General features: G+C 68.2%; 18 protein-coding genes. 14 read left to right on the plus strand and 4 right to left on the minus strand.

Annotated elements, in window-relative coordinates; all coding sequences use genetic code 11:
* The first annotated feature begins 23 nt into the window (after positions 1-23).
* Genes ACYVKL_RS31345 through ACYVKL_RS31385 form a run of 9 tightly spaced genes read left to right on the plus strand, consistent with a single transcriptional unit; the run spans position 24 to position 8572 of the window.
* Positions 24-860: an ABC transporter permease gene (locus ACYVKL_RS31345; RefSeq protein WP_379167834.1), complete on the plus strand. Its 837-nt coding sequence runs from the start codon at positions 24-26 to the stop codon at positions 858-860.
* Positions 860-1723 carry an ABC transporter permease gene (locus ACYVKL_RS31350; RefSeq protein WP_379167832.1) on the plus strand — a complete coding sequence of 288 codons (864 nt, stop codon included), beginning with the start codon at positions 860-862 and terminating at the stop codon, positions 1721-1723. The genes ACYVKL_RS31345 and ACYVKL_RS31350 overlap by 1 nt, the downstream gene beginning before the upstream one ends.
* 3 nt (positions 1724-1726) lie before the next feature.
* Positions 1727-2755, plus strand: a complete 1029-nt coding sequence (locus ACYVKL_RS31355) for an MlaD family protein (RefSeq protein WP_379167831.1) — start codon at positions 1727-1729, stop codon at positions 2753-2755.
* Positions 2752-3750 carry an MlaD family protein gene (locus tag ACYVKL_RS31360; RefSeq protein WP_379167829.1) on the plus strand — a complete coding sequence of 333 codons (999 nt, stop codon included), beginning with the start codon at positions 2752-2754 and terminating at the stop codon, positions 3748-3750. The genes ACYVKL_RS31355 and ACYVKL_RS31360 overlap by 4 nt, the downstream gene beginning before the upstream one ends.
* The gene (locus tag ACYVKL_RS31365) at positions 3747-4781 is read left to right on the plus strand and encodes an MlaD family protein (protein ID WP_379167827.1); all 1035 of its coding nucleotides are present in this window, start codon (positions 3747-3749) and stop codon (positions 4779-4781) included. Before ACYVKL_RS31360 ends, ACYVKL_RS31365 begins: the two co-directional genes overlap by 4 nt.
* The gene (locus ACYVKL_RS31370; protein ID WP_379167825.1) at positions 4781-5863 is read left to right on the plus strand and encodes an MlaD family protein; all 1083 of its coding nucleotides are present in this window, start codon (positions 4781-4783) and stop codon (positions 5861-5863) included. Before ACYVKL_RS31365 ends, ACYVKL_RS31370 begins: the two co-directional genes overlap by 1 nt.
* Positions 5860-6993, plus strand: coding sequence for an MlaD family protein (locus tag ACYVKL_RS31375; protein WP_379167823.1), 1134 nt, complete (start codon positions 5860-5862; stop codon positions 6991-6993). Before ACYVKL_RS31370 ends, ACYVKL_RS31375 begins: the two co-directional genes overlap by 4 nt.
* Positions 6990-7946, plus strand: a complete 957-nt coding sequence (locus ACYVKL_RS31380; RefSeq protein ID WP_379167821.1) for an MlaD family protein — start codon at positions 6990-6992, stop codon at positions 7944-7946. Before ACYVKL_RS31375 ends, ACYVKL_RS31380 begins: the two co-directional genes overlap by 4 nt.
* Before the next feature lie 23 nt (positions 7947-7969).
* Positions 7970-8572, plus strand: a complete 603-nt coding sequence (locus ACYVKL_RS31385; protein ID WP_379167819.1) for a hypothetical protein — start codon at positions 7970-7972, stop codon at positions 8570-8572.
* Positions 8573-8578: 6 nt separating this feature from the next.
* On the opposite strand, the gene ACYVKL_RS31390 is transcribed toward ACYVKL_RS31385, so the two are convergent.
* Complete coding sequence (locus tag ACYVKL_RS31390; RefSeq protein ID WP_379167817.1) at positions 8579-10174, minus strand: FAD-dependent oxidoreductase; 1596 nt, start codon at positions 10172-10174, stop codon at positions 8579-8581.
* Between the two features lie 99 nt (positions 10175-10273).
* The gene (locus tag ACYVKL_RS31395; protein ID WP_379167954.1) at positions 10274-10855 is read right to left on the minus strand and encodes a YdcF family protein; all 582 of its coding nucleotides are present in this window, start codon (positions 10853-10855) and stop codon (positions 10274-10276) included.
* Positions 10856-10911: 56 nt separating this feature from the next.
* On the opposite strand from ACYVKL_RS31395, the gene ACYVKL_RS31400 reads away from it, so the two are divergent.
* Positions 10912-11718, plus strand: coding sequence for a nuclear transport factor 2 family protein (locus ACYVKL_RS31400; RefSeq protein ID WP_379167815.1), 807 nt, complete (start codon positions 10912-10914; stop codon positions 11716-11718).
* A 21-nt stretch (positions 11719-11739) separates the two neighbouring features.
* Here ACYVKL_RS31400 and ACYVKL_RS31405 read toward each other — a convergent pair whose 3' ends face one another.
* A complete protein-coding gene (locus tag ACYVKL_RS31405) occupies positions 11740-11976 on the minus strand; it encodes a hypothetical protein (RefSeq protein ID WP_379167813.1) in 237 nt (78 codons plus the stop codon).
* Positions 11977-12080: 104 nt separating this feature from the next.
* Positions 12081-13127 (minus strand): AraC family transcriptional regulator, encoded by a 1047-nt coding sequence (locus tag ACYVKL_RS31410; protein WP_379167811.1) that lies wholly within the window; start codon positions 13125-13127, stop codon positions 12081-12083.
* Positions 13128-13161: 34 nt separating this feature from the next.
* Between ACYVKL_RS31410 and ACYVKL_RS31415 the strand changes: the two genes are divergently transcribed.
* The 4 genes from ACYVKL_RS31415 (at position 13162) to ACYVKL_RS31430 (ending at position 16386) form a co-directional block, all read left to right on the plus strand.
* Entirely contained in the window at positions 13162-14655 is a 1494-nt protein-coding gene (locus tag ACYVKL_RS31415; protein ID WP_379167809.1) for a flavin-containing monooxygenase, read from the plus strand.
* Between the two features lie 110 nt (positions 14656-14765).
* Positions 14766-15284, plus strand: a complete 519-nt coding sequence (locus tag ACYVKL_RS31420) for an Rv3235 family protein (protein WP_379167807.1) — start codon at positions 14766-14768, stop codon at positions 15282-15284.
* Positions 15285-15418: 134 nt separating this feature from the next.
* Positions 15419-15760 carry a histone-like nucleoid-structuring protein Lsr2 gene (locus tag ACYVKL_RS31425; protein WP_213561466.1) on the plus strand — a complete coding sequence of 114 codons (342 nt, stop codon included), beginning with the start codon at positions 15419-15421 and terminating at the stop codon, positions 15758-15760.
* Between the two features lie 428 nt (positions 15761-16188).
* The gene (locus tag ACYVKL_RS31430) at positions 16189-16386 is read left to right on the plus strand and encodes a hypothetical protein (protein ID WP_213557680.1); all 198 of its coding nucleotides are present in this window, start codon (positions 16189-16191) and stop codon (positions 16384-16386) included.
* Positions 16387-16435 lie beyond the last annotated feature (49 nt).

The raw sequence follows: 16435 nt of genomic DNA on the forward strand, positions 1-16435 counted from the left end.
CGTCTCGAAGAAGCAGTCCCCCGATGACCCGGGCCGTCCAGAGCCGGTCCGCGGTGCGCATCGTGCGGGACAACTTCTCCAGCACCTCGGTGGCGTCGCTGCGCACCTTCGGCCGCGCGGTCGGGATCGCCGAGGAAGCCGTGGTCGGGACCGTCACCGATATCGCGCGTCGCCAGTTCCAGTGGAAAGAGGCGATCCTGCAGGCGTGGCGGCTCATCACCGTCACCGCGATTCCGGCCATCCTCATCGCGATTCCGTTCGGCGTCATCGTCTCGGTGCAGGTGGGCAATCTGATCCACACCCTCGGCGCGGATTCGCTGCTCGGCGCGACCGGCGGCCTGGGTGTGATCAAGCAGGGCGCGCCCCTGGCCACCGGCTTCCTGCTGGGCGGCGCGGGCGCGGCGGCGCTGGCCGCGGATCTGGGCGCGCGCACCATCCGCGAGGAGATCGACGCGCTGAACACCATGGGCATCAGCCCGATTCACCGCCTGGTGATCCCGCGGCTGGTGGCGATGGTCTTCGTGGCGCCGCTGCTGAACGTGCTCATCATCTTCGTGGGCGTGCTGGCCGGCTACGGCGTCGCCATCGGCGGGCAGGGCGTGACGCCGGGCTCGTACTGGTCCACTTTCGGGTCCTTCACCACCACCGCCGATGTGTGGGTGTCGCTGTTGAAGGCCGTCATCTTCGGTTTCCTCGTGGTGATCATCGCCTGCCAGCGCGGGCTCGAGGCGAAGGGCGGCCCGCGGGGTGTCGCCGACGCCGTGAACGCCGCGGTGGTGTTGTCGGTGGTGTCGATCGTGACGGTGAACCTGGTCGCCACGCAGATCACCGATCTGTTCCTGCCCACCAGGCTGGCCTGATGTCGGCTACCTACGTGCCCAAGGGGCTGGGCTGGGCCGCGCGCGCCTATCGCAAGCGGGGCCTGGTCCTGCGCCGGGCGGAGAACCTGGGCTTCACGCTGGCCTTCGTCTGGCAGGTGCTGTCGTCGATTCCGTTGACGCTGAAGCGGTATCGCGCGGAGACCATGCGCGCGATCTCGGACATGACCTGGGGTCGCGGCTCGGTGATCGTGGGCGGCGGCACGGTGCCGATGATGATCGTGCTCGGTCTGGTCATGGGCGCTTCGGTGGCGGTCGAATCCTTCACCACACTCGACATGCTGGGCATGGGCCCGGTGTCGGGTCTGGTGTCGGCCTACGCCACCACCCGTGAGCTGGCCCCGATCGTGGCGGCCATCGGTTTCGCCGCGCAGGCGGGCTGCCGCATGACCGCCGAGATCGGCTCGATGCGCATCTCCGAGGAGATCGACGCCATCGAATCCCTCGGTCTGCGTTCGGTTCCCTTCGTGGTGACCACCCGCGTGCTGGCGGGCGCGGTCGCGATCGTGCCGACCTTCCTGATCGCGCTGATCCTGTCGTACGCGGCCTGCCGGGGATTGATCACCTTGGTGCATGGGGCCTCGGCCGGTGTGTACGACCACTATTTCTTCCAGTTCGTCTCCGGATTCGACGTGATCGCGGCGGTGGTGAAGGTGGCCGTGTTCGCGGTGGTGGTGATCCTGATCCACTGCTACTTCGGCTTTTTCGCGACCGGCGGTCCGGAGGGCGTGGGCATTGCCTCGGGTAAGGCGGTCCGCGCGTCGTCGGTGGCCATCGTGGCCATGGACATGGTGATGTCGCTGTCCCTGTGGGGCTTCAACTCGGCGATTACGTTCACGGGGTAGGGGATGCCGAATTACGGAATGCCGGGTGTGGCCGTCGATCGCAAGCGCGCGATGACGGTCGGCACGGTCGCGTTGGCGCTGGTGGTGACGGTGGTCGCCGGCTGGGCGCTGTACCGCTCACAGCAGGACGAGCCGGGGATGCCGATCTCGTTGCGCACCGAGCAGATCGGTGACGGCGTGCTGGTCGGCACCGAGGTGCGGGCGAATGGCGTCGTGGTCGGCAAGGTCACCGACATCGCCCCGGACCAGCATGGAACGCAGCAGATCTCGCTGCGCCTGGACGATTCGAAGCTGTTCGGCTTCGACGACAGCCTGCGGGTGGATTACGCGCCCGCGAACCTGTTCGGCATCAGCGAGATCGAATTGCGCAAGGGCGACGGCGGTTCCCCGCTGCGTTCGGGCACGGTGCTGGACTTCACCGGCCGCCGCGCGAGCGAGGTCTACGACGCCACCATGGGGTCGATTCTGCGCAGTGCCGCGCAGGTGGGCGGTTCGGTGCTGACGCCGCAGATGGCCTCGGTCATCGCGCAGGCCGCGGCCGACACCCAGGCGTTCACGCCGCTGGCGCAGGCCCTGATCACCGCGCAGCGCACCATCGCCGACAACCAGAAGATGCCGATGTCGCAGCTGTTCGGTGAGCTGGGCCCGGCCTTCGACGGCGGTGGCCGGTTCGCGGGCGCGACGGTGCAGGTGGTGGATCTGATCCGCAGCATGCAGCGCTTGCAGTCCGATCGGGCCGCCTATGACAAGGGTGTCGCGACCGTCACCGGCACGCTGCTGCCCGCGCTGGCATCCACCTTCTCGCAGGCCGGAACCCAGCTCTCCGGCGCCACCGACATGCTGGTGCCGGTGCTGACCGCGCTTGCGCAGATGGTGCCGCAGCCGCAGCAGTCCTCCGCCGAATTGCGGTTGCTGTTGGAGCGTTTGCGCGCCGCCATGCCCGACAACGGGCAGGGGCCGGTGCTGAACGTGCAGGTCGAGCTGAAGGGTGTGCCGGCGATCGCGGTGCCGCTGCTGGGCGGTGCCCGATGAACGTGAAGCAGGCCGCGTGGCGGCTGGCGCTGTTCGCGGGCGTCATCGGTGTGGTGCTCATGTTGGTGCTCACCGCGATTCAACGCCCCGTGTCGGGAAAGACCGAGACCCATGACGCGATCTTCACCGATGCCAACGGCCTCAAGGTCGGCGACGACGTGCGCATGTTCGGCGTGCAGGTCGGCAAGGTGAAGAACGTCAGCCTGGAGGGCGCGAAGGCGCGGGTGCAGGTGTCGGTCAAGACCGATTCGCCGGTCTACGACAACTCGAAACTGGCCATCCGCTACCAGAATCTGACCGGGCAGCGGTACATCGATCTGCAGCAGCAGCCGCAGCCGGGCGCCCGGCTGGCGGCGGGCGCGCGCATCGGCGAGGACCACACGGTGCCGTCGTTCGATGTGACGCAGCTGTTCAACGGCCTGAAGCCGGTGCTGCAGACCATCTCTCCGGAGGCCATCAACCAGTTCAGCGCGAGCATGGTGGCGCTGATCGAGGGGGACGGCAGCGGTCTCGGCCCGGCCATGGACGCGATCGGGAAACTGGCGTCGTACGTGGACAATCGGCAGCAGGTCATCTCGACGCTGATCCACAACATGTCGGATCTGTCGGACCGGCTGGGCGGGCGCGTGCACTACCTGGTGCCGTTGCTGAAGCAGCTCTCCGACATCTTCGAGGCGTTGCAGCAGAACATCGGCGGCCTGGCGCAATTCGCGATCACCGCGCCGTCGGTGCTGCGGCCGATCGACAATCTGCTGCGCACGCTGGGGATCGACAGCGGGTCCGATGTGGACGCGCTGATCCGCCGGATCTTCCCCGACGCCGAGGAGGCGGTGGCCGCCCTCGGCCGCCTGCCCGCCGTGCTGAGCGCGGCCGACGCGGCGCTGCCGACCGGTCCGAGTGGCTGGAAGCCGGTGTGCAGCAAGGGAACCGCGGAACTGCCGCCGGTGGTCAAGGTGCTCGTTTCGGGACAGCAGGTGGCGATATGCAACGGATGACCTTGCCCCGTGCGCTGCGGGGACTCCGTTTGAAGCGGGACGACCGGGTCGTGGACGACGCGACCAAGCAGAAGCGGCATCTGCGTCAGGGCATCATCGGCGCGATCGTGCTGGTGCTGGGCCTGACCGCCGCCGGTGCGCTGTACGTGATCCCGTTCGGCAAGCACACCTACACCGCGGAACTGTCCGAGGCGCAGTCGGTGAAGGCGGGCGACGACGTGCGCGTCGCCGGCATCTCGGTCGGCGAGGTCAAGTCCCTGGAGTTGAAGCCGGACAAGGTCGTCATGCGCTTCACGGTGAAATCCGATGTGTTCCTGGGTGATCAGACCTCCCTGGACATCCGCATGCTGACCATCGTCGGCGGCCACTACGTCGCGGTGTTCCCGGCGGGCAGCAAGCCCCTGGGTGCGGCGGCGATTCCGGCGGACCGGGTGCGCCTGCCGTACAGCCTGATCGAGACCTTCCAGGACGCGGCCGACCCGCTGGGCAAGATCGACGGCTCGACGCTCAACAAGAACCTGGCCGCGCTGGGCAATTCGATCGACGGCGCGCCGGACACGCTGCGCACCACGCTGCAGACGGTGCGCACCTACGTGGACGCGCTGGACAAGCAGCGCACCCAGGTATCGAACGCGGTGGCGGTGGCCGACGAGTACGTGCGCATGTACGACGGCGCCAAGACCGATCTGGGCCGGCTGATGGACAATGCGAATCTGCTGGTCACCGTGCTCGACGACAAGCATTCGGAAATGGCCGAGGCGATCCGCCTGCTCAGTGACGTGCTCGGCCGCCTCGGCGGCGCGCAGCCGACCTGGACGGATCTGAAGCCCAAGCTGACCGAGGCCGTCACCCAGCTCGAGCAGCTCGGCCAGAAGTTCGAGCCGACGCTGACCGCGGCGCAGGGACTGCAGAAGAAGTTGTCGGACTTGGTGATTCCCGACGGCGGTATCGCGGTGGACCGGTCGCGGCAGACGGTGACGCTGCCCGCGGCGCCGAAGGTGTGCGTGCCGGTGCCCGGGAAGGACTGCTGATGTTCAAGCGGATGCTCGGCTCGCAGGCGTTCATGTCGGTCGCGGGCGCGCTGCTGGTGGTGGTGCTGGCGGTGGTCGGCTACTTCGTCTGGTTCGACCCGATGAAGAAGACCGTCGCCTACTGCGCGGTCATGCCCGACGCGGTCGGCCTGTACGCGGGCAACAAGGTGACCATGCGCGGAATCCCGGTCGGCACGGTCGATTCCGTCGATTCCGACGGCACCAAGGTGAAGGTGAGGTTCTCCGTCGACGCGGAGTACCCGGTCTACGCGGACGCCGCCGCCACCACGGTCTCGGATTCCATTGTGGCCGATCGCAATCTGGCGGTGCTCAACGGCGGCAAGAACCTGGCGCACTGGGATTCCTCGCGCTGCATCACCAAATCCCTGACGCCCAAGAGCATCACCGAGACGCTGACCGCGCTGGCCGACCTGTCGTCGCAGCTGCAGCAGGCGCAGGCCCCGGATGCGCTGGCGCACGGCCTGTCCGGGCTGGACGCGGCCACCCAGGGCGCGGGCCCGCAGATCAACGAGATCGTCAAGAAATTGGGTTCGGCGCTGGCGCAACCCGATGCCGATATCGGGCATCTGGCGGGTATCTTCGACGCCTTCGCCTCGGTGGGCGAGAAGGTCGAGCAGCACTGGGGCGATCTGCGCTCGATGCTGCTGCGGCTGGGCCCGGCGCTGAACAACGCCAGTACCGAATTGCTCGGTCCCGGTGCGCAACTCATCGATCGACTCGGTGCGGTGCTGCCCATGCTCAACGATCTGGCCACCATCGCCGGTGACCCGATCATGCGCGCGCTCGACGACACGCTGCCGCTGGTGCGCCTGCTGCGCGCCAATGTCGGCTCGCTCTCGGAGGTGGTGCGGAGGATGCCGGTGCTGACCAATGCCGCCCAGAACGTGATGGGCAACGGCATTTCCTACGGTTCGCCGCGGGCGGCCCTTCCGGCCCCGCAGGCCGAGCAGGTGTGCGCCGCCGTCAATGCCGTCACCCCGGGCAGCTGCACCGATGCCGCCGACGGCATGGTGAACGTTCCGCTGGTGCCGTTGGTGCTCGGAATGGCAGGTGCGCGATGAGAATCGGACGCTGGAACTTCCAGCTCGATACCGCGGCCGCCGGTCGCGCCGGGACCGCGGTGGGGGCGGCCCCGGCGCGGCGTCGGCCCGAGCGCATCGGCGCGGCGGTGCTGGCGGCGGGGCTGCTGGCCGGAGCCGGTGGCTGCGCCTTCGACCCGGCCGCGGTGCCGGTGCCCGGGACCACCATCTCGGGATCGACGTATCGCATCCACATCGAGTTCGGCAATGTGCTGAATCTGCCCGCGAAGGCGAAGGTCATCGCCAATGGCGCGCAGGTCGGCACGGTCGAGGGCGTGCACGTGGTGGAGTCGGCGCAGGCCGGCGGGCGCGGCGGTTATGTCGTGGTGGACGCTGACATCTCGTCGAAGGCGCAGCTGCCGACGACCACGGTGGCCGAACTGCGGCAGAACACCGTGCTCGGTGACATCCACCTGGCCTTGAGCACGCCGCCGGACGGTTTCGGTTCGCTGCTGCGGGACGGCGGCACCATCGGTCAGGATCACACCCGCCCGCCGGTGCAGCTCGAGGACACCATGGCCGCGCTGGCCGCCTTCACTCAGGGCGGGGCGGTGAACCAGTTGCAGGACATCATCAATCATTTCAACGCGGTGCTGCCGCGGGACCCGAACGAGACCAAGCGCATCGCGCAGAACGCGGCCGGTAACGCGGTGGATCTGGCGGCGAATCTGGATCAGGTCGACAAGCTGCTCAACGGCCTGGGCGTGAACGCCCAGGTGCTGCACGATCGCGCGGACTTTCTGGACCATCAGCTCAGCCAGGAGTCGGTGGACGCGATGACCGGCATCACCAACTCCATCAAGGGTGTCACCCAGATCTTCGCGGTGCTGGGGCAATTGGGGCAATCGCTGGTGTGGCTGGCTCCGCTGGCGACCGCGCTGGATCCGGTGACGCAGTCGTTCGCGCCGCTGGCGCTGTCGGGCAAGCCGCTGGATCTGTCGGTGCCGTCGAACCTGTCGCTGCTGGTCTCGCTGTTGCGGGACAAGCTGATTCCGTTCGTGGAGAACGGTCCGAAGGTGAATGTCACCGGCGTCCAGGCAGATTCGGTGTCGCGCGATGATCAGGTCGGCACCATGCTGGCCGGGCTGCGCATGATCGGAGCGGTGCGATGAGGTGGGGCTCGGTGGCGTCGCTGGGCGGCATCGCGGTGGTGACCGTGGTGGGCGCGAGCTATCTGACCTTCGGGGTGGTACGGGCGGATCCGTTCGCGCATCACACCGACGCGTCGCTGGTGATGGCGAATTCCGGTGGCCTGAGCGTGGGTTCGCCGATTCTGCTCACGGGTCTGCGGGTCGGCAAGATCACCTCGGTGGACTCCACCGCGCGCGGGGTCGAGGTGGGCTTCCGCATCGACGGCGACCGGAGGCTGCCCACCGACAGCGACATCACCATCGAGCAGCTGTCCGCGCTGGGCGAGCCGTTCGTGGAGTTCCGGCCGCGCACCGCCGGTGGGCCCTTCATCAGGGACGGCCAGCGCCTCGACGCCGCCGCGGTGAGGTCGCCGCTGTCCATTCCCGAGGTGTCGCGGCAGCTGAACAAGGTCATGAACCAGCTCGATCCCAAGGTGGCCGCCTCGCTGGCGAGCACGCTGGGAGCGGCCTTCCACGACACGGATTCGGCCATGCCGAACCTGACCCGTGCGGGTGACCTGCTGGCGGCGGCCATTCTGAGTCGCGAACCCAAGATTGCTCAGCTACTCAACAGCTTCCAGGTAGCGGCCTCGGATATGGCGGGTATGGGAGCCGCGACGGCCGCCGCGGCACCGGCATTCGTGCAGTTCGAGCAGTCGCTCGAGCAGCTCATCAATGCTGTCGGTAGACTCGTCGAGCGCGCCCCCGGGCCCCAGGCATATGTGGATGGCAACGGGCTGGCACCCTTCCTGTCCCGGCTGACCGACTGGTTGCAGCAGGCCGGACCCGAATTGAAGACTCTCGCACCCCAATTGCAGCCGCTCGCCGACGCCGCGCGCACGGCCGGGCCGCACATCGATATCAGCAGCTTGATCTCGCAGGCGCTCGCGTCCACCGGTGACGGTGCCGTGCGCGTGCAGGTCGAAGTGAAGTAGCAGTTCCAGCAAGGAGATAACCCATGTCCAAGGACACCGAGCAGACCGAGACCACCGCCCACCCCGACCCGTTCGCCACCCCCGTGGACCCGGCGCACGCCCCGGGTAAGACGGTGTCGCTGCGGGTCTCGACGCTGGTGACCGCGGCCGCGGCCGCCTTGCTGATCGCCGCGCTGGTGACGGTCACCGTGCTGTGGCAGTCCGCCCGCGGCGACGTCGACGCGCACGCCACCCGCGCGGCCGACGACAAGCACGCCGAGCAGGTCGCCTCCGAATACGCCATGGGCGCGGCCAATCTCAACTACGCGGACTTCAACGCCTGGACCGCGCGCCTCAAGGCCAACACCACCCCGTCGCTGGCGGGCAAGTTCGACGCGACCTCCTCCAAGCTGCAGGAGATCCTGGTTCCGCTGAAGTGGACCTCGAGCCCCACCCTGCTCAGCTCCCAGGTGATCAACCGCGACAATGGCCTGTACAAGGTGAACGTCTATCTGAACGTGAACTCCACCAACGCCCAGAACCCCGACGGCGTCCTCACCACCGTCTACTACACGGTCGATGTCGACCCGGGCGACTGGAAGGTCACCGAGGTCGGCGGTATCGACCTGCCGCTGCCCAAGCAGTAGGCCGCCTCACGCGGTGCGGCGGAGCCGTTCGGCCAGCCGCACCGCGAGGGCGACGATGGTGAGCGTCGGATTGGCGTGGCCGTTGGTGGGGAACACCGAACTGCCCGCGATGTAGAGGTTCTCCATGCCGTGCACCCGGCAGTCGCGGTCCACCACGCCGGTGCGCGGGTCGGCGGACATGCGGGTGGCGCCGGTGGGGTGGGCCCAGTCGGTGAGCCGGGGCGGGAGGCTGCTGGCCTCGCGGACCCATTCGTCCAGGGCGGGCGGGGTGTAGCCGAGGCGGGCGAACTCGCCGGCGACCAGGGCGGCGGCGCGGCGGACCGTGGTGTCCTCCTGGGCGCTGGTCTTCCAGTCGATCCGCGGATGCGGTAGCCCGAGTCGATCGACGGTGTCGCCCAGGCTGATTCGGCTGTCCGGGTTCGGCGCCTGTTCGACCATGCAGCGCAGCTCCACCTGTTCGAGCTTGCGGGGCAGGCCGGTGTGATCGATGAGCCGGCGTTTGGCCCCGGAGAGCAGCAGCCCGGGATTGCTGGCGACGGTGCGCGCGTCGTGCAGGTTCATGTGACCGCGCAGCAGGTTCTTCACCGACTCCCAGGGGTCGTCCTCGGCGGGCACCTCCTGAATCCACAAGGCGCAGTTGAGCAGTCCCTCGTCGGCCTGGAGGTCGGGGGACAGCGCGAGTCCGTGCAGAAACGTGTGCTTGCCGCCGCGGGTTTTCACGACGTATTTGCCGAAACGATCCCGTGCGGCGGCGGAGCTGCGCGGATCGAGCATGCCGACCACGCCGCAGCGATGATCGAGCAGATACCGGCCCACCACATCGTGCCGATTGCCGACACCGGCGGGCGCAATACGATTCGAGGCCAGCAGCAGGCGGGCGTTTTCGATTCCGCCGGTGGCCAGCACAATGCGCGTCGCGCGTACGACGCGTTCATTCCCGGCGGAATCCGCGACCCGCAATGCCTCGACGCGCACGCCATCGGGATCGGTATCGATGTGGGTTACGGTGGCATTCAACAGAATTCGAACATTAGCTGCGGCGGTAATTTCCGCAGCGTGCGGGCCGAATCGCTTGGAGTCGAAGGGATCCGCGGGATCCTTGCTGATCTGCCAGAAGTACGGCCGCACCCAGCGCCGGTCCACCTCCTGCGCCGGCGGATTCCGATCGGCCAGCTCCCAGAACCGGTCGCCGGTGAACCCGGCCCCGTAGCCCAGGCCCAGATGCGCCGCGGCCCGGTCCAGATAGGGCTCCACCTCGGACGATCCGATCGGCCAGCCCGAGAACGGGACCCAGGACCGGCGCACGAAATCCAGCTCGTCCAGGGGTGCGCAGCGCCCGCTCCAGGTATGTGAACTGCCGCCGAGAATGCGATTTCGGGCATTGCGATAGGGCTGCGCCCGCGCGGCCCCGACATTCTCGATGTCATTGAGCGCGTCGCCATCCGGTGTGAGTTCCCGGCCACCGCTTTCGAGAACCAGCACCCGTAGCGAACTTCCCGCGAGTTCGGCGGCCAGGGTCAGACCGGCCGGTCCGGACCCGATAATGCACAGATCCGCCGTCAGCTCGCTGTCCCGCACGGTACTGAGGTCGTCGATATGCACCGGAAATCCTCCCGCACCCGCATCCACCCCCGAGAGGACGCGCTTTCCTTTGCCCGGACCTCATCGTAACCGCTCAATTGCGTGGCCGTGGCTCATCTTTCAGCAACCGTGCTGCAGAAACGCGCGCACATAACCGGCCGACTGGCGGACATACATCCAGGACCAGAACAACAGCCCCGAATCGCTGGGGCTCGCCACCATGGTGATCTGTCCGGAAAAGCACTTTTCCACGATGTACCGCGCCCGCGAGACGTGCGGTGTGTAGGTCACCACGATGATGTGCTGCCAGTGCCCGGCCTGGGCCCGCCGGCGGATCTCGCGCGCCTCGCCCTGGGTGGTCCACGGGTCCGGCACGAAGCAGGAGACCCGGAACGCGAACCCGCCGTCGCAGTAGCGGTCCATCATCACGTCGTCCTGCCCGGTGGAGCGCGAGATCAGCAGTTCGGGCGCGTACCCCTCCTGCGCCAGCCGCAATCCCAGGTCGTAGCGGGCGTAGGCGGTTCCGCCCAGCACCACGATGGCGTCGGCCCGGCGCAGCGGATCGACCTGTGGATGCACGAACACCGGCAGACCCGCGAACGCGAGACCGGTGATCAGCGCCGCCACCAGGGCGACGGACAGGGCGATCCTCCGCGGAGTTGGCACGCCCTCGACGGTACCGATTCCGAACCTGACAATCAGGACGGCCGGGCGTTCGGTATCATCGCGCGCGCTTGGCTTTACCACTTGGAGGACACGTGCCCGCGAACCCCACCGCCGCCGAACTGCTGGCGACCGTCGAAGCCTCACCGCGGGCCGTCGGCGCGCACGACAAGGCCGCCTGGGTGGGCCTTTTCGCCGATGACGGCAGCGTCGAGGACCCGGTCGGCTCGCGGGCGCACGTGGGCCGCGCGGCCATCGAGCGCTTCTACGAGACCTTCATCGCGCCCAACGGCATCGCCTTCGACGTCACCAACGACGTGGTGTGCGGCATGACGGTCTTCCGCGATCTCAGCATCGCCACCACCATGTCGACCGGGGTCACCCTGCACGTGCCCATGCACCTGCGCTACGACCTCGAGGACGTGGACGGCGCGCTGAAAATTCGTCGCCTGCGCGCACATTGGGAACTGGCGGGGATGATCGGCCAGCTCATGGGCTCGGGCACGAAGGGTCTGCTGGCGGGGGCCAAACTGGGTCCGCAGCTGCTGGGCAACCAGGGGCTGGGCGGCGCGGTGGGCTTCATGTCCGGGCTGCGCGGCGTGGGCGCGGCGGGCAAGCAGGCGGCCGAGCGGCTGCTGGACGCGGTCTCGCGCGGCGATTCCGCCAGTGCCCGTGCGGTTCTGGCGCCGGTGCCGCGCCTGGAGTGGGGTGTCGACGGCGCCATGTCGCTGGAGGACTTCGCCACCCGGGTGAAGGGCCTGCGCTGGGACAAGACCATCGCGGCCGGGCATTCGGTGACGGTGTCGGTGGACACCCGCGAGGGCCGCGGCATCGCCGAATTCGACTTCACCGAGCGCGGCCTGCGGATCGAGTCCGCGCGAATCTTCGTGCAGGCGGACTGATCCCGGATCTTCCGGGTCCGGCTAGTCGCTGATTCCGGCGATCTCCGCCAGCGGGTTCCGCCCGCTGAACGTGGTGCCCCCGGCCGCGCCGACCACCTTCCCGTGCACGCTGATCAGCCACTGGCCGCACGGGCAGCGGTGGTACTGCACACCCCGGTGGGAGGAGACGGCCGCGGGGGAGGGCCAAGCGCAGGACGGGCATTCGGCGATCATCTGCACATCCTGCGGGTGGGAGCGCCACATGACCATGATCGACACGCCCCAATTCGGCAAATCGATGGCGTTTCCTGCACGACTCGCCGTGCATGATTTGCCAATGGGCGCATCGGAACTCGAGGCGGTCCGTCTGACAAGCGCTGTGGTCAGACCGTTTTGCTCCGGCGCACCGTGGTCGGCGTTGCCCCCCACCAGCGCTGACAGCAGCGGGTGAAAACCGACTGCTCGGCCAGCCCGAGCAGCGAGGCCACCTGACTCATCGGCATGTCCGTGGTGGTCAGATACCGGCGCGCCTCGTCGCGCCGCACCTCGTCGAGAATCGCGGCGAAGGTGGTGCCTTCCGCGGTCAGCCGCCGCTGCAGCGTGCGCGGATGAATGGTGAGCAGCCGTGCCACGACCTCGATTTCGGGCGCGGCGGTGCCCAGCAGCTTCTGCAGCGTGGTGCGCACCCGCAGGGCGACGGCCGCGGCCGCGTCGCCGGACTGCTCGGCCAGGAACGCCATGGCCAGCCGGTGCAGGTTCTCGTCGCCGCCGGCGAGCGTCCGGTCGCCCAGGGCGGCGGGTCCCCGCAGCAACGCGGCCGGACGCTCGATGCGCACCGGCGCGCCGAAGAATTCCTCGTAGATCCGGATCGGGGCCGCGGGCCGGTAGGGCAGTTCCACCGAGCGCAGCCCGTAGCGATCCTCCACCAGCCGCTGAATCGTGCGGTGCACGAAGGCCAATCCGAGATCGGTGCCCTGGACCGGGGTGGGCAGGCCCGGCGCGTTGGCGCCGTAGCGCAGGGCGATGACGCCGCGGTCGCAGTACGGGTCGGGTTCCATGGTCAGGCTCAGCGAGCGGGCGTGCACGAACAGGTAGCGCGAGGTGCACTCCAGCACCGCGGCCAGGCTGGTGGCATTGCGGATGGCCAGGGCCAGCGGGCCCAGCATGTCGAGGTCCTGGCGCCGGGCCATGCGCAGGCCCAGGTCCGGGCAGTCCAGCCGGTGGGCGGCGAGTTCGAGCACCGCGGCCACGGCCTGGTCGGGGACGAGCAGATCGTCGGTGTCGAGGGCGGCGATGGGCAGGCCGCAGGCGGTGGCCATTTCCTCGGCGTCGCCGCCCAGTTCGGCCACAGTGGCGCGGAATCCGCGCAGGCCCGCGGATCTGATCACCGACATGTCGTCCAGGATCAAATAGTTGTCGCGTAGTGTCAAGAAACCGCATCCCGAGCCCAACAGACTGGAAGTCATGAACGCCGCGCAGACCACCGCCGAACACCTCGACGTCGTCATCGTCGGAGCCGGGCTCTCCGGCATCGGCGCGGCGTATCGTCTCCAGACCGAGCAGCCCGGCCGCAGCTACGCCATTCTCGAGGCGCGCGACGCGCTCGGCGGCACCTGGGACCTGTTCCGTTACCCGGGCATCCGCTCCGACAGCGACATGTTCACCCTCGGCTACCCGTTCAAGCCGTGGCGTGACGCCCAGTCCATCGCCGACGGGCCGTCCATCCTGCGCTACATCACCGAGACGGCCACCGAGAACGGCATCGACCGGCACATTCGCTACGGCTCCAAAATCGTTGCCGCCGAATGGAACAGCGGCGAATCCCGGTGGACCCTGACGGTGGAGCGGCGGACCGGCGAGGGCGTCGAGCGCCGCACGCTCACCTGCGGCTTCCTGTACTCCTGCTCGGGGTACTACAACTACGACCAGGGCCACGAGCCCGAGTTCCCCGGCATCGCCGACTTCGCCGGCACCGTGGTGCACCCCCAGTTCTGGCCCGAGGACCTGGACTACGCGGGCAAGCGCGTGGTGGTCATCGGCAGCGGCGCGACCGCGGTCACCCTGGTCCCGGCCATGGCCGAGCAGGCCGAACTGGTGACCATGCTGCAGCGCAGCCCCACCTGGATCTCCGCGGTCCCCGGCCGCGACAAGATCGCCGACCGGATCCGGGACCTGCTGCCCGCGGATCTGGCGCACCGGCTCATCCGGACCAAGAACATCCTCTTCAACATCGGCTTCTACCAGTACTGCCGCCGCCGGCCCGAGGCCGCGAAGAAGCTGCTCACCGGCCTCACCACCCGGATCCTGAAGGACGAGAGCCTGGTGGCCGAGCACTTCACGCCGGACTACAACCCGTGGGACCAGCGGCTGTGCGCGGTGCCCAACGCCGACTTCTTCAAGGCCATGCGCAAGGGCAAGGCCGAGGTGATCACCGACCACATCGAAACCTTTGTGCCCGAGGGCATCCGGCTGAAGTCCGGCCGGGTGGTCGAGGCCGACGTGGTGGTCACCGCCACCGGTCTGCAGCTGCTCGCCTTCGGCGGCATCGACCTGGTCGTGGACGGCGCCCCGGTCAACCTGTCCGACCAGTTCGTCTGGCAGGGCACCATGCTCACCGGCGTCCCCAACTTCGCGGTCTGCATCGGCTACACCAACGCCTCCTGGACGCTGCGCGCCGACCTCACGTCCCGGCTGGTCTGCAAGGTGCTCGGCTACATGGAACGCAACGGCTACACCGCCGTGGTCCCCGAGCCGCAGCGCGCCCTGTGCGAGCGCCCGCTGCTGGATCTCGCCTCCGGCTACGTCCAGCGCTCGATCGCCGACTTCCCGCGCCAGGGCGACCACAACCCGTGGCAGGTCCGCCAGAACTATCTGCTCGACACCGCGACCGTCATGCGCACCGATCTGAGCAAGACCCTGCGGCCGGTGGGCGCCGCGAAATCGCTCCAGCGAGTGTGACGCTGGTCTCACCGGTGCTGCGGGGTGCGAACTTCGTTACGGGGCCCCGCGCCCCGCACTCGCGTGCGACGCTGAGCGGTATCGGAGCATCGGAGGCGAGGGGAGTGGTCGTGGCGTCGGAGGGTGGATTCCTGCTGCCCGCACCGCGGTTCGAGCCGCCGCTGCAACGATGCCGCCCGGAAACCGGGCCGCCCGGTTGCCGTCCGCGGGTGGACCGCGGATCGGCGCCGCGTTCCACGGGTTCGCCCGGCCTGCAACGGGTTCTGCGTTCTTCGCACGCTGCGAAGAACGGGCAGGGTGACGAACGCAACACTGCCGCAGGACAATTCGCTCGTGGCGCCCTGCGGATGGCGCTGGAGGTGGTGGACGGCCGCCGCCCGGCGGGGCATTTGGGCCCGTTTGCCGAGCCCGCGGTGGTGGCCGCGGTGCGCACCCTGGCGAGCGTGCGCCGCTCGTCGGGGCGCGAGCTCGGGACCGCCACTCTCACCAGGGTGGATGTGATCATGGTCGAGGCCGCCGCGGCCGAGGTTTGCGCGGGCTACGATCGCGGCGGGCGGCATTTCGCGCTCGCGGCACGCATTGTCCGCGGTCGTTCCGGGTGGCGGCTGGCCGCATTCCGGGTGTGCTGAAGACCGGAGGGTCTCTGCGGTAATAGCTGAATTGTCTGGTGGCGCTGAATTCGATTCGCGCCTGGTTTGAATCCTGCATCCCGCGGGATTAGCATTTCGGCGAATAGCGGCACCTACACGTGGAAGGGCAGTCCATGGCTAAGAAAGTCACCGTAACTCTGGTTGACGACTACGACGGCGAATCGAAGGCCGACGAGACCGTCTTTTTCTCGATCGACGGCAACGACTTCGAGATCGACCTGTCGAACAAGAACGCCGGCAAGCTGCGGGAAGCCCTGGAACCGTGGTCGGAAAAGGCCCGCAAGGTGGGTCGTTCCAAGCGTAAGGTGGCCGCCGGCGGCCGCACCCGTCCGGCTGTGGACCGCGAGGAGAGCACCGCGATCCGCGAATGGGCTCGGGCCCAGGGGCACCAGGTTTCCTCGCGCGGTCGTATCCCGGCCGAGATCGTCGAAGCTTACCAGCGCGCCAAGAATTAGCCAGCGCAAATCCGAGCGCGGGAAATTCGGCGGGGTGCGGAGGCCGGTCGGCGGCGATCGCTGACATATCGGGCCAAAGCTGACAAATCAGGCCAAAAGCTCCCTGGATTTCTCGCGACATTCGGCGCAGTCGCTATGCGTGGCGACCGCTGCCGCGGCGCCCGGCATCGCTATTCCGGGCCCGCACTCCGGTTCGTGACATCGAACACCGCGCACGTCAAAGCCCGGCCGGTCGGTATCTGGCCGCTCGTTCGAATCATCGCCCCCTGCAACGTCTTCCGTCTGGATCAGGGTGGTCGCGCCGCGAAAGTTGTTTCCAGCGCTAACGATATGATCCTGCGCGGGCATCCCCTGGTCGCCGGTTAACGGCTAGAGTCGGGGAAGATGTTTCCAGATGGAAGTAACCTTGATTTCTAGGGGTGATTGTTGTGGGTGAGACAGGTATCGAGCCCGAAGGCACCGGCACGTACGTCGATCGTGACGGCGACATGTGGGAAAAGCGCGAGGACGGCTGGCACCTGATCCTGCAGCGTGGCGTGGCCGTGGACCCGGCTTCCCTGTGGGACTGGACCGAGGGTCATGTGCGGGACTACGCACCGTTCCTGCCCGTGCTGGCAGGCCGCTGACCGCAAACAGGTGCTGATCGGCATCGGGGCTACTACTGTGGTGATCGAG

The organism is Nocardia tengchongensis (assembly GCF_054781395.1).

Excerpts from the sequence above, each read along its gene's own strand:
- ACYVKL_RS31345 (WP_379167834.1), top strand. The coding sequence starts at position 24 with ATGACCCGGGCCGTCCAGAGCCGGTCCGCGGTGCGCATCGTGCGGGAC.
- ACYVKL_RS31350 (WP_379167832.1), top strand. The coding sequence starts at position 860 with ATGTCGGCTACCTACGTGCCCAAGGGGCTGGGCTGGGCCGCGCGCGCC.
- ACYVKL_RS31355 (WP_379167831.1), top strand. The coding sequence starts at position 1,727 with ATGCCGAATTACGGAATGCCGGGTGTGGCCGTCGATCGCAAGCGCGCG.
- ACYVKL_RS31360 (WP_379167829.1), top strand. The coding sequence starts at position 2,752 with ATGAACGTGAAGCAGGCCGCGTGGCGGCTGGCGCTGTTCGCGGGCGTC.
- ACYVKL_RS31365 (WP_379167827.1), top strand. The coding sequence starts at position 3,747 with ATGACCTTGCCCCGTGCGCTGCGGGGACTCCGTTTGAAGCGGGACGAC.
- ACYVKL_RS31370 (WP_379167825.1), top strand. The coding sequence starts at position 4,781 with ATGTTCAAGCGGATGCTCGGCTCGCAGGCGTTCATGTCGGTCGCGGGC.
- ACYVKL_RS31375 (WP_379167823.1), top strand. The coding sequence starts at position 5,860 with ATGAGAATCGGACGCTGGAACTTCCAGCTCGATACCGCGGCCGCCGGT.
- ACYVKL_RS31380 (WP_379167821.1), top strand. The coding sequence starts at position 6,990 with ATGAGGTGGGGCTCGGTGGCGTCGCTGGGCGGCATCGCGGTGGTGACC.
- ACYVKL_RS31385 (WP_379167819.1), top strand. The coding sequence starts at position 7,970 with ATGTCCAAGGACACCGAGCAGACCGAGACCACCGCCCACCCCGACCCG.
- ACYVKL_RS31415 (WP_379167809.1), top strand. The coding sequence starts at position 13,162 with ATGAACGCCGCGCAGACCACCGCCGAACACCTCGACGTCGTCATCGTC.
- ACYVKL_RS31425 (WP_213561466.1), top strand. The coding sequence starts at position 15,419 with ATGGCTAAGAAAGTCACCGTAACTCTGGTTGACGACTACGACGGCGAA.